Source organism: Vibrio sp. dhg (genome assembly GCF_003443775.1).
GTDB classification, from domain to species: domain Bacteria; phylum Pseudomonadota; class Gammaproteobacteria; order Enterobacterales; family Vibrionaceae; genus Vibrio; species Vibrio natriegens.
Map to the genome: position 1 here is coordinate 2,706,972 of NZ_CP028943.1, position 12,934 is coordinate 2,719,905.

11 protein-coding genes are annotated in these 12,934 nt (G+C 46.2%); 1 reads left to right on the plus strand and 10 read right to left on the minus strand.

Going from position 1 to position 12,934, the window contains the following annotated elements:
- Positions 1–193 precede the first annotated feature (193 nt).
- The 4 genes from alaS to pncC form a co-directional block, all read right to left on the minus strand.
- Positions 194–2,776, minus strand: a complete 2,583-nt coding sequence (alaS, locus tag DBX26_RS12495) for an alanine--tRNA ligase (protein ID WP_118119362.1) — start codon at positions 2,774–2,776, stop codon at positions 194–196.
- A 142-nt stretch (positions 2,777–2,918) separates the two neighbouring features.
- On the minus strand, positions 2,919–3,386 hold the full coding sequence (gene recX, locus DBX26_RS12500; RefSeq protein ID WP_014232973.1) for a recombination regulator RecX: 468 nt from the start codon (positions 3,384–3,386) through the stop codon (positions 2,919–2,921).
- Positions 3,387–3,500: 114 nt separating this feature from the next.
- Positions 3,501–4,547, minus strand: a complete 1,047-nt coding sequence (recA, locus tag DBX26_RS12505; RefSeq protein WP_014232974.1) for a recombinase RecA — start codon at positions 4,545–4,547, stop codon at positions 3,501–3,503.
- Between the two features lie 190 nt (positions 4,548–4,737).
- Positions 4,738–5,229 carry a nicotinamide-nucleotide amidase gene (pncC, locus tag DBX26_RS12510; RefSeq protein ID WP_118119364.1) on the minus strand — a complete coding sequence of 164 codons (492 nt, stop codon included), beginning with the start codon at positions 5,227–5,229 and terminating at the stop codon, positions 4,738–4,740.
- Positions 5,230–5,313: 84 nt separating this feature from the next.
- On the opposite strand from pncC, the gene mutS reads away from it, so the two are divergent.
- A complete protein-coding gene (mutS, locus tag DBX26_RS12515; protein WP_118119366.1) occupies positions 5,314–7,875 on the plus strand; it encodes a DNA mismatch repair protein MutS in 2,562 nt (853 codons plus the stop codon).
- A gap of 74 nt (positions 7,876–7,949) precedes the next feature.
- On the opposite strand, the gene rpoS is transcribed toward mutS, so the two are convergent.
- From rpoS to ispF, 6 genes are all read right to left on the minus strand, one after another.
- Positions 7,950–8,936: an RNA polymerase sigma factor RpoS gene (gene rpoS / locus DBX26_RS12520; RefSeq protein ID WP_024372915.1), complete on the minus strand. Its 987-nt coding sequence runs from the start codon at positions 8,934–8,936 to the stop codon at positions 7,950–7,952.
- A gap of 80 nt (positions 8,937–9,016) precedes the next feature.
- Complete coding sequence (locus DBX26_RS12525; RefSeq protein WP_118119368.1) at positions 9,017–9,940, minus strand: peptidoglycan DD-metalloendopeptidase family protein; 924 nt, start codon at positions 9,938–9,940, stop codon at positions 9,017–9,019.
- A 13-nt stretch (positions 9,941–9,953) separates the two neighbouring features.
- On the minus strand, positions 9,954–10,580 hold the full coding sequence (locus DBX26_RS12530; RefSeq protein ID WP_014232979.1) for a protein-L-isoaspartate(D-aspartate) O-methyltransferase: 627 nt from the start codon (positions 10,578–10,580) through the stop codon (positions 9,954–9,956).
- The gene (gene surE, locus DBX26_RS12535) at positions 10,580–11,326 is read right to left on the minus strand and encodes a 5'/3'-nucleotidase SurE (RefSeq protein ID WP_024372917.1); all 747 of its coding nucleotides are present in this window, start codon (positions 11,324–11,326) and stop codon (positions 10,580–10,582) included. The genes DBX26_RS12530 and surE overlap by 1 nt, the downstream gene beginning before the upstream one ends.
- A 29-nt stretch (positions 11,327–11,355) precedes the next feature.
- Positions 11,356–12,399 (minus strand): tRNA pseudouridine(13) synthase TruD, encoded by a 1,044-nt coding sequence (gene truD / locus DBX26_RS12540; protein WP_020333968.1) that lies wholly within the window; start codon positions 12,397–12,399, stop codon positions 11,356–11,358.
- A gap of 42 nt (positions 12,400–12,441) precedes the next feature.
- Positions 12,442–12,921, minus strand: coding sequence for a 2-C-methyl-D-erythritol 2,4-cyclodiphosphate synthase (gene ispF, locus DBX26_RS12545; protein ID WP_014232982.1), 480 nt, complete (start codon positions 12,919–12,921; stop codon positions 12,442–12,444).
- Positions 12,922–12,934: the final 13 nt, after the last annotated feature.

Genomic DNA, 12,934 nt, shown 5'->3' on the forward strand with positions numbered 1-12,934 from the left:
TCTTCACCTTCCCAAGACCAAAGTCTCATTCGGACCACATACATTCTGTTTATATAAGTGGTAGTTACAAGAAAAACCAAGCAGCTTAGTGGGCCAGCTTAATCTCTGGTCCATTAAACCACTTGGTCAACTTAAAAAAATTACGCCCAATCAAAACAAATTGATTGAGCGTATATTTGTTATTTATAGCTTGTTACAAGCGCTCTTCTAGCCAAGGCTGAACCGTTTTGATTGCTTCTGGAAGTGCCGCCACGTCAGTACCGCCAGCTTGCGCCATATCAGGACGACCGCCGCCTTTACCACCAACCTGCTCTGCTACCATTTTAACTAAATCACCCGCTTTGACTTTGCCAACCAGATCTTTAGTTACACCAGCGATCAAACCAACTTTGTCACCCGTGATGTTAGCCAGAAGTACAACACCAGAACCCATTTGGTTCTTGATGTCATCAACCATAGTACGTAGGTTTTTGCTGTCAGCACCTTCTAGAGCCGCAACCAATACTTTTGTACCGTTAACTTCTACCGCTTTACCCATGATGTTTGCACTTTCTGCCGCAGCCATCTTGTCTTTCAGCTTTTGAATTTCTTTTTCAAGCGCTTTCGATTTTTGCGCAGATTCTGCCAGTTTCTCTTCGTACTTAGCTGTTTGAGCTTCGATCACGTCTAGAGCTGCTTCACCTGTTACCGCTTCAATACGACGAATACCCGCAGCAATACCGCTTTCCGACGTAATCTTGAACAAGCCAATGTCGCCCGTGTTAGATGCGTGGATACCACCACATAGCTCTGTCGAGAAGTCACCCATCGATAGTACGCGAACTTCATCGTCGTATTTCTCACCGAACAATGCCATCGCACCTTTCTGCTTCGCAGACTCGATGTCCATGATATTGGTTTCGATAGCGTGGTTACGACGAATTTGAGCGTTAACCAGACGTTCCACTTCTTTTAGCTCTGCTGCTGTTACCGCTTCAAGGTGTGAGAAGTCAAAACGTAGGTTTTCAGGTCGAACTAGAGAGCCTTTCTGTAGCACGTGCTCACCCAATACGCGACGTAGTGCCTCGTGCAGTAAGTGTGTAGCAGAGTGGTTTAATGAAGTTGCAGCTCGGCGCTCAGCGTCAACGATTGTTGCAACATCATCACCTTTCGCCAGAACGCCTTCAGCCATTACACCGTAATGCGCAATTGCATTACCTAGCTTCTGAGTGTCTTCTACACGGAATACGCCAGACTCTGTGCGAATCTCACCAGCGTCACCGCACTGACCACCTGACTCAGCGTAGAATGGTGTTTCACCTAGTACGATGATTGCTTTATCGCCTGCTGACAGTGATTCAACTTCGTTGCCTTCAACGAACATGGCTTCGACAGAACTTGAACCTTTTGTGCCTGTGTAACCACAGAACTCAGTTTCCGCGTCCACTTTGATTGTCGCGTTGTAGTCTGTACCGAATTGGCCAGCTTCACGAGCACGTTGACGCTGCTCTTCCATTGCTTTCTCAAAACCTTCTTCGTCGATAGTGAACTCACGCTCACGAGCAACGTCGTTAGTTAAATCAGCAGGGAAGCCGTAGGTGTCGTAAAGTTTAAATACTGTTTCACCGTCTAGCTCTTTGCCATCCAGGTTATCTAGCGCTTCGTTCAGGATCGACATACCACGATCAAGCGTACGACCGAAGTTTTCTTCTTCGATACGCAGTACTTTCTCTACAACCGCTTGTTGACGCTTCAGTTCTTCACCAGCAGTACCCATGACTTCTGCAAGTACACCAACCAGTTTGTAGAAGAAAACACCTTGTGCACCAAGCTTGTTACCATGACGAACAGCACGACGGATAATACGGCGTAGAACGTAACCACGACCTTCATTTGAAGGCATCACGCCATCAACGATCAAGAATGAACATGAACGAATATGGTCTGCGATAACACGTAGAGACTGGTTAGACAGGTCTTCGTAACCAACTACTTCAGCAGCTGCTTTGATCAGAGTTTGGAATACGTCGATTTCGTAGTTTGAGTGAACGCCTTGCATGATCGCAGAGATACGCTCAATACCCATACCTGTATCAACAGATGGTTTTGGCAGCGGCTCCATAGTACCGTCGGCATGACGGTTGAACTGCATGAATACGTTGTTCCAGATCTCGATGAAACGGTCACCATCTTCTTCAGGAGTACCAGGGCGACCACCCCAGATTTGCTCACCGTGATCGTAGAAAATTTCAGTACATGGACCACAAGGACCTGTGTCACCCATCTGCCAGAAGTTGTCTGACTCGTATGGTTTACCACCTTTTTTATCACCAATACGGATGATACGGTCTGCTGGAACGCCTACCTTTTTGTTCCAGATATCAAATGCTTCATCATCGGTTTCGTAGATAGTAACCAGTAGACGCTCTTGAGGCAGTTTCAGTACTTGAGTCAAAAATTCCCAAGCGAATGAAATCGCGTCTTCTTTGAAGTAATCACCAAAGCTGAAGTTACCTAGCATCTCGAAGAAAGTATGGTGACGGGCTGTGAAACCTACGTTTTCCAGGTCATTATGTTTACCGCCAGCACGTACACAACGTTGAGCCGTAGTCGCTCGAGTATAGGCTCGTTTTTCCAAGCCTAAGAAGCAATCTTTAAATTGGTTCATACCTGCGTTTGTGAACAGCAGGGTTGGGTCGTTATGTGGTACTAACGATGAACTTTCTACGATTTGGTGTCCTTTGCTTTCAAAGAACTTGAGGAACGAGTTACGAACCTCGTCAGTGCTCATGTACATGCAGCTCTTCCTGAAAATAGTCGAGTTAGAATTTCGCCGTATTGTAGATCAAGCAATCAGCTACGACTAGTTTTCTTACGGAAAAGAGGTCTTAGAGGAATAATTTTGAAGAAAAACAAAAAAAAATGCTGGAGAATCCCGCTCAATCGTGTTCGTCAAAGCTCAGTGCAAAGCTGATTTGGTCAAAGCTGTATCCACGATATTGCATAAAACGCACCTGTTTGGCGTACTCTTTCTGGTCTTTGGCTTTTATGCCTTTGAATTTTTTCTCAGCCGCCATTCTTGCCAGTTCAAACCAGTCTTGTGGCTCTTCCATCATCGCTTCATCGACAACCGATTCCGCTACGCGCTTTTGGGCTAATTCCTGACGGATCCTGCGTTCGCCATGACCTTTATAGACATGTTGGCGAATCTGGCTTTTGGCATAACGCAAATCATCAAGATAATTGTGATCCAGACAAAAATTGATCGCGGCTTCGATATCGGCTTCTTCATACCCTTTCAATGCCAGCTTTTGATATAGCTCGTACTGTCCGTGGTCACGACGGCTCAGTAACTGAATCGCAGCTTCTTTACTTGAAAGAGTTGGCGCTTGACGCTTTTGGTACATGATGATCCTAAACCTATTTTTCCTGTACAGATTTGTTGTTCAGCACTTTAGATATAGCAAATACAACAAAGCCCCGCGTCGCAGGGCTTTTATATCTTTTATTTCAAGTCGAAGTTAAAACTCTTCTTCTTTCTTCTCTGGCATTTCACCGGCTTCAGGTCCCTCAGCTACAGCTGGAGACAAAAGCATCTCACGAAGTTTCTTGTCGATAGTCTGAGCAACTTCTGTATGTTCACGCAGGTAATTACAAGCATTTGCCTTGCCCTGACCGATCTTGTCGCCATTGTAGCTGTACCAAGCGCCTGCTTTTTCAACCAATTTGTGCTTCACGCCTAAGTCTACCAGCTCACCTTCGCGGTTAAAGCCTTGACCGTACATGATCTGCGTGTTTGCTTCTTTAAATGGTGCTGCAATCTTGTTCTTAACTACTTTGATGCGAGTTTCGTTACCCACAACTTCGTCGCCTTCTTTGATTGCGCCAGTACGGCGGATATCAAGACGAACCGATGCGTAGAATTTAAGTGCGTTACCGCCAGTTGTTGTTTCTGGGTTACCGAACATCACACCAATCTTCATACGGATTTGGTTAATGAAGATACACATACAGTTAGACTGCTTCAGGTTACCTGTTAGCTTACGCATCGCTTGAGAAAGCATACGAGCTTGAAGACCCATGTGGCTGTCGCCCATTTCGCCTTCGATTTCTGCTTTTGGAGTCAGTGCTGCAACAGAGTCGACAACCATTACGTCGATGGCACCAGAGCGAGCTAATGCGTCACAGATTTCTAGCGCTTGCTCACCCGTATCAGGCTGAGAAACCAAAAGTGCATCGATATCTACGCCAAGCTTCTTCGCGTAGACAGGATCCAGAGCGTGCTCCGCATCGATAAACGCACAAGTTTTGCCTTCACGCTGTGCTGCAGCAATAAGCTCAAGAGTTAGTGTCGTTTTACCAGAAGATTCCGGACCGTATACTTCGACAATACGACCCATCGGTAAGCCACCAGCACCCAAAGCGATATCAAGAGAAAGAGAACCCGTTGAGATGGTTTCTACGTCCATTGCGCGGTTATCGCCAAGGCGCATGATTGAGCCTTTACCGAATTGTTTTTCAATTTGACCTAGCGCAGCGGCGAGCGCTTTCTGTTTGTTCTCGTCCATTACTTTCTCCGATTTATTCATCTTTTTAGGCGACGAATAGTCATTAAACTTTTCTTGAGCAGTTAATCGCTCAGCAATGAAAGTTATTATACTGTTGATTCATACAGTGTCTATACCTGTATAGAAAAAACTTTGGCTGATCTACGTATAACTTTGCCGCAGAGCTTATCACGTCTGGGCTAACGTACTTTTAAATTTTCTCATCCAAATGCTGATAGATTCGAGTCAGTGCATGAAACACGGCTTGTTCACGAACTGCTGCACGATCACCGTCAAAATGCATGGTTTCAACCAAAAGCCATTGTTGATTATCTGCGAATGCAAAACATACGGTCCCAACGGGCTTTTCTTCGCTGCCACCACCTGGTCCGGCAATACCACTGATCGAGACGCCTATCGTTGCATTCGAATGCTCAAGCGCGCCTTGAACCATTTCAATAACAACGGGTTCACTGACGGCTCCGTGCATTTCCAGTGTCTTTTGCTTAACACCGAGCATCTCCATTTTCGCTTCATTGCTGTAAGTCACAAATGCACGGTCCAGCCAGCCAGAACTGCCAGCAATGTCAGTAATAGCGGCAGCAACACCACCTCCGGTGCAGGATTCCGCGGTCGTCATCACATGTCCATGCAGCTCGAGTAACACACCTAAATCTGCGCTTAATTTTGTTGTTCTTTCCATAGCCAAAATGCCCTTTGTCTCTTTTTACTTGATAGGGATTCACGTATCCTAAGCCGCTCCGGAAATAAACAAAAGAACTTACCTGTGAAAGCTGAACAAAAACACACTCCGATGATGCAGCAATACCTCAAGCTAAAGGCTGAGAACCCTGATATTTTGCTGTTTTACCGCATGGGCGATTTCTACGAGCTCTTCTATGATGATGCTAAGCGAGCCTCTCAACTGCTTGATATCTCATTGACCAAACGTGGTTCATCTGCAGGAGAGCCTATTCCTATGGCGGGTGTGCCATTTCATGCCGTAGAAGGCTATTTGGCCAAACTTGTTCAGCTTGGTGAGTCTGTTGCAATCTGTGAGCAGATCGGTGATCCCGCGACCAGTAAAGGCCCTGTTGAGCGCAAAGTCGTACGCATTGTTACTCCGGGTACCGTCACTGACGAAGCTCTTCTTTCTGAGCGCCTCGATAACTTAATTGCGGCGATTTATCACCACAACGGTAAGTTTGGTTACGCGACGCTGGATGTCACTTCAGGCCGTTTTCAATTAACGGAACCTGAAACCGAAGAGGCAATGGCAGCTGAACTGCAACGCACCGCACCACGTGAGTTACTGTTTCCTGAAGATTTTGAGCCCGTCCATTTGATGTCGAGTCGCAACGGTAACCGTCGTCGTCCGGTATGGGAATTTGAATTAGATACCGCGAAACAACAACTGAATCAGCAATTCGGTACCAAAGATTTGATTGGCTTTGGCGTAGAACACGCAGCACTTGGCTTATGTGCCGCAGGTTGTTTGATCCAGTATGTAAAAGACACCCAGCGTACTGCACTACCACACATTCGTTCTTTGACTTTTGATCGTCAGGATCACTCTGTCATTCTGGATGCCGCCACACGTCGTAACCTCGAAATTACTCAAAACCTTGCAGGCTCGACAGACAATACGTTGGCCGCAGTTCTCGATCACTGTGCAACCCCAATGGGTAGCCGCATGCTCAAGCGTTGGCTCCATCAACCAATGCGCCGCATCGACACATTAAACAATCGCCTCGATGCCATCGGTGAAATTAAAGACCAAAGCCTATTTGCCGATCTTCAGCCCACTTTAAAGCAGATTGGTGATATTGAGCGAATTTTAGCCCGTCTGGCGTTACGATCTGCCCGCCCTCGTGACATGGCTCGTCTGCGTCACGCTATGCAGCAATTGCCAGAGCTAGAAGCCATTACTGCCTCGCTGACTCATCCATACCTCGTGAAGCTGGCTCAGTTTGCAGCACCAATCGATGACGTGTGCGAATTACTCGAACGTGCAATCAAAGAAAACCCTCCTGTTGTGATTCGCGACGGTGGCGTTATCGCCGAGGGATATAATGAAGAGCTGGATGAGTGGCGTAAACTCGCTGATGGCGCAACAGAATACTTAGAAAAACTCGAATCGGACGAACGTGAACGTCATGGCATTGATACACTTAAAGTTGGTTACAACAATGTGCATGGCTTCTACATTCAAGTTAGCCGTGGTCAAAGCCATTTGGTACCGCCACACTATGTGCGTCGCCAAACTCTTAAAAACGCAGAACGCTATATCATTCCTGAGCTGAAAGAACACGAAGACAAAGTGCTTAACTCTAAGTCAAAAGCACTCGCGTTAGAAAAGCAGCTTTGGGAAGGGCTGTTTGATCTGTTGATGCCGAACCTAGAACAGTTACAGAATTTGGCCTCTGCGGTTTCTCAATTGGATGTACTACAAAACCTGGCAGAACGTGCTGATTCACTCGATTACTGCCGTCCGACATTAGTCAAAGAACCAGGTATCCAAATCCAATCAGGTCGCCACCCTGTTGTAGAGCAAGTCACCAGTGACCCATTTATCGCCAACCCAATAGAGCTAAACCCACAGCGTAAGATGTTGATAATTACGGGTCCGAACATGGGTGGTAAATCGACATACATGCGCCAAACTGCATTGATCGCGCTGATGGCTCACATCGGTTCGTACGTTCCAGCTGAATCAGCTCAGATTGGATCGTTAGATCGTATTTTCACTCGTATTGGTGCTTCTGATGACTTAGCCTCCGGGCGATCAACGTTTATGGTGGAAATGACGGAAACGGCGAATATTCTGCACAACGCAACGAAAAACAGCTTAGTACTGATGGATGAAATTGGTCGAGGCACCAGTACTTATGATGGTCTGTCTTTGGCATGGGCAAGCGCAGAATGGCTGGCAACACAAATCGGCGCGATGACACTGTTCGCCACCCATTACTTTGAGCTGACTGAACTACCAAGTCAGTTGCCAAATCTGGCCAACGTCCACTTAGACGCGGTCGAGCATGGAGACAGCATTGCGTTTATGCACGCAGTTCAAGAAGGTGCAGCCAGCAAATCATACGGTCTTGCAGTTGCTGGCTTGGCTGGTGTCCCAAAAACCGTGATCAAAAATGCACGTGCGAAGTTATCTCAACTTGAACAGTTAAGTCATGGTAACGACTCCCCTCGCCCGGGAGCGGTCGATGTGGCGAATCAGCTCAGCCTTATTCCTGAGCCAAGCGAAGTGGAGCAAGCTTTATCAAACATCGATCCCGATGAGATGACGCCTCGCCAGGCACTTGAAGAACTGTATCGTTTGAAAAAAATGCTTTAGCTGTAATTGGATACCCTGCTTAAAACGCAAAAAGGCTATGGTTCACCATAGCCTTTTCTCTTTATGTATGTCGATTAGTCATCTTCGACGTTAAACAAGTTTTCCATATTCAGGCCTTGTTTAATCAATACTTCGCGTAGACGACGTAGACCTTCCACTTGGATCTGGCGAACGCGTTCACGAGTAAGTCCAATTTCACGCCCTACTTCTTCCAGCGTTGAAGGTTCATAACCTAATAAACCAAAACGACGAGCCAACACTTCTTTCTGTTTCGGGTTCAACTCTTCAAGCCAATGGATTAGAGAAGACTTGATATCGTCATCTTGTGTCGAAACTTCAGGGTCAGAATTGTTACCATCTGGAATAATATCAAGTAGTGCTTTTTCACCATCACCACCAATTGGCGTGTCGACAGAACTAATACGCTCATTCAAGCGAAGCATTTTGCTGACATCTTCAACAGGAATATCAAGTTGCGCTGCAATCTCTTCGGCTGTTGGTTCATGATCGAGCTTCTGAGAAAGTTCACGCGCAGTACGCAGATAAATGTTCAGCTCTTTCACAACGTGAATCGGTAAACGAATGGTACGCGTTTGGTTCATCAACGCACGTTCGATCGTTTGTCGAATCCACCATGTTGCATAGGTAGAGAAACGGAAACCGCGTTCTGGGTCGAATTTCTCAACTGCACGGATCAAGCCAAGGTTACCTTCTTCAATAAGGTCCAGAAGGGCCAAGCCGCGGTTGCTGTAACGACGAGAGATCTTTACAACTAAGCGTAAGTTACTTTCGATCATGCGCTTACGAGCAGCTTCGTCGCCACGTAATGCGCGTCGAGCATAAAGCACTTCTTCTTCAGCAGTGAGTAGAGGTGAGAAGCCAATTTCACCTAGATACAATTGGGTGGCATCTAAGCTCTTGCTGCTTGCATCGAATTCTTCACGCGCAGCAGTTTTGCTTTCTGTGGATGATGATTTTCCGAGTTGACTCGCAACGGTCTTCACTGACTCATCGTCAAAATCAAACTCTTCAACTTTGGTTACTGTGTTGCTGATACTCATAACGCCTCCCCCTGGCGAGTTAGCAAGACATGACAACTCAATATGTCGCTAAATGGTTTCGCAAGTTGTTATTCAAAGTTTTACGGTAAATAGCGTTTTGGATTCACTGATTTACCTTGGTAGCGAATTTCAAAGTGCAGTTTGACGGATTTCGAACCAGAACTACCCATGGTTGCGATTTTTTGTCCACTGTTAACACTTTGTCCTTCGGATACCAGCAGCTTGTCATTATGGGCATATGCGCTTAGATAATTGTCATTATGCTTCACTATAATTAGGTTGCCATAACCTCGTAGTGCATTGCCTGAATAAACAACAGTGCCGGCTGCGGTTGAAACGATAGGCTGACCACGCTGTCCTGCGATATCAATACCTTTATTTCCTTGTTCTCCCGCCGAGAAGTTCTTGATTACTCTCCCTTTTGTTGGCCACAACCACTTCGATACGTTCGCATTTTTAGTAGTCGTTGTAGACGGATTTTTCTTCACATTTTGGTTATCTTTTGAACCAACATACTCCTTTGTTTTGGATTGTTCAACCTTCTTTGGAGGCTGTTTTTGCACCACTTTAGGGGTAGCTGGCTGCACTTTTGGGGTAGAGCTTTTACTTGAATCAACAGGCTTGGATACCGTTGATATTTTAGTCACTGGAGCCGGAGTCTTCGCAACTATAGGTGCCACAACGGGTTCCACTTTTTGCCCGAATTTCGGAGCAATATATTTCGGAGCCCAAAGTTTTAGACGCTGACCTGGATAGATAGTGTAAGGTTGAGCAAGCTCATTGTAACGAACGAGGTCATTTACATCCTTATCTGTGACGTATGCTATGAAATAAAGTGTGTCTCCTTTCTTTACTTCATAGTAACTCCCTCTATAGCTGCCTCGCTCAACATTTGAGTAATCTTTTTTTAAGCTAGAAACAGGCGCTGGTGAGTGAGCCGCACAACCGAGAAGTCCTGCAGCTAACATAAAGCTAATACTAGTTCGACGTAATAACTTACTCACCAATCTTTAACCCTTACGCTAAATCACCCGCCACTAAAGGAACGAACCGCACCATCTCCACCACGGTGGAAAGGTACTCGTCGCCTTTACGTTCAATCTTCAATAGTTGTTGTTCCGTTTCTCCAACGGGGATAACCATCCTACCACCGTCTTTCAGCTGCGCCAGAAGTGCTTGGGGAATGACTTCTGCTGCTGCGGTGACAATAATGGCATCGAATGGGCCTTTCGTTTCCCAACCAAGCCACCCATCTCCATGTTTAGTAGAGATATTGTATATATCAAGTTGCTTGAGGCGACGCTTGGCTTCCCACTGTAAAGACTTAATGCGTTCAACGGAGTACACACGCTCGACAAGTTGCGCTAAAACCGCAGTTTGATAACCAGAGCCAGTGCCAATTTCCAAAACGTTACTTGACGGCTCAAGTTCTAATAACTCCGTCATACGTGCAACAATGTAAGGCTGAGAAATAGTTTGTCCCTGACCAATCGGTAACGCATTGTTGTCATAGGCTTGGTGCATCATTGCTTGAGAAACAAACCGTTCTCTCGGCAGGTGATGTATCGCATCCAGAACACGTTGATCTTTAATGCCACTGGCGACGAGATATTCAATCAACCGGTCAGCATGTGGGTTACTCATTACTTCTCTTCCTTCAACCAACTATCCATAGCACGCAGTGATTCATGAGCCGTAAGATCAACTTGCAACGGGGTAATAGAAACCCGACCGCGCTCAATCGCATAAAAGTCAGTACCCTCACCAGCATCTTGCTCTTTTCCTGGAGGACCTAACCAGTAAATATCATGCCCTCGTGGATCTTTCTGCTTTATCATGTTCTCTGCGTGATGACGTGCACCTAAGCGGGTGACTTCAATTTGGCCCAGTTGTTCCAAAGGAAGATCAGGGACATTCACGTTCAACAAGCGGTTGGTTGGAATTGGCATAGCGAGATGTTGTTGTACGAGCTTACGAGCAATTTTTGCCGCAGACTCAAAATGGCGCTTTCCAACCAATGAAAATGCAACAGACTGAACACCGAGAAAGTGCCCTTCCATTGCGGCAGCGACAGTCCCTGAATACAGGACGTCATCACCTAAATTTGCCCCATGATTGATACCAGTCAGAACAAGGTCTGGCAGGTCATCTTTCATTAACTCATTTAAAGCAAAATGAACACAATCCGTCGGTGTTCCCTGAACAGAATATGTGTTTGGTGCAATCTGTGTCACTCGAAGCGGCTGCTCTAAGGTCAGCGAGTTTGAAGCACCAGAACGGTTTCGGTCTGGCGCAACAATTGTCACTTCGGCAATGTCTCTTAATTCATCTGCAAGCGCATGAATTCCCTGAGCATAAACACCGTCGTCATTGCTAATCAGAATTCGCAGTGACTTAGCGTTTGGTGAATCTTGTTCCATTAGTATTCTCTTTCTACTTTTACCTCGTTGACTAACTCACGAACAATGGATGTAGCGAACGAGCCAGCATCTAATGAGAAAGTCAGCGTAATATTGTTACCTTCAACGCTCCAAGCAAGATCTTGTGGCTTTAGTGCAACATTACGGCGATCATGACGCATGCGATTACCACGGATAAGCGCCATCAAGTCAGGCTCTTCATCTAGGAACGGTTGCTCTAATGCCAAAGCATCGGCTTGGGTCGGTAATGCATTATCACCAGCAAGTGCAGCAGTAATAGCCGCGTCTCCATCGATAAACTGAGCTTGCATCGCCGCTATATTGCTCGCATCAACCGTCACGTTACCTGCGGAGGTTTGTGCAACATCACCCTCGACAAACTTGTCGAACATGCCCTGCTCTAAACGCGCAGAAACGATGCGGTTAAAAATCCAAGATCGCGCGGCTGACAGGTACATACTGCGCTTATTTTGATTTCGAGTACGTACGTTTTCACGCCCCCAACGACGGGCTTCTTCCAGGTTATTCCCATCATTGCCAAAGCGCTGAGCACCAAAGTAGTTCGGCACACCAACTTGTTTTATTTTTTCAAGACGACGCTCTACGTCCGCGATGTCTGTCACTTCAGACAAAGTGACGACAAATCCGTTTCCAACCAAATCACCCGGACGTAACTTTTTGTTGTGACGATCCGTTGCCAGAATTTCGATATTAGGGTACTGAGCTAAAAACGCGGAAAAGTCCGGTGTTTCACCTTTTGGTAAATGAACGCTCAACCATTGTTCTGTCACCGCATGGCGGTCTTTTAAGCCAGCCCAGCTCACATCCTTAGATTTAACACCACAAGCTTTAGCTAACTCGTTAGCAACGAAGCTGGTGTTCTCACCCGTTTTACGAATACGCACCATCAAATGCTCCCCTTCGCCAGTAAAGGCAAAGCCGAGATCTTCGCTAACCTGAAAATGTTCTGGTTGCGCTTTGATTTTTGCTGACGCGACAGGCTTACCCGTTAGGTATGCCAATGAAGATAAAATGTCTGACATGATTTAATTCCACTGCTCTTGCAGCATTAGGGAACAAGTTGATTATTGTTGCTTAAACAAAAGAACAACAGCTTCTGTAGCGATGCCTTCTTTACGTCCTGTAAAACCTAGGCGTTCTGTCGTGGTTGCCTTAACGTTTATGTTACTGATATCAGTTTCAAGATCTTGAGCAATGACCGCGCACATTGCTTCTATGTGCGGTGCCATTTTAGGAGCTTGTGCCATGATGGTAATGTCTGCATTACCTAATCGATAACCTTGTTCTTTTACTCTGCGGTAGACATCTTTCAGCAACTCACGGCTATCAGCGCCTTTCCACTTGTCATCAGTATCTGGAAAGTGACGGCCAATATCACCAGCCGCGATTGCACCAAGCAACGCATCGCTCAACGCATGTAAGGCCACATCGCCATCTGAATGTGCGATAAGCCCTTGTTCATAAGGAACAGAGACTCCGCCAATAATAACTGGGCCTTCACCACCAAATTTGTGTACGTCAAAACCGTGACCAATTCGAATCATTTTCTATCCTTAC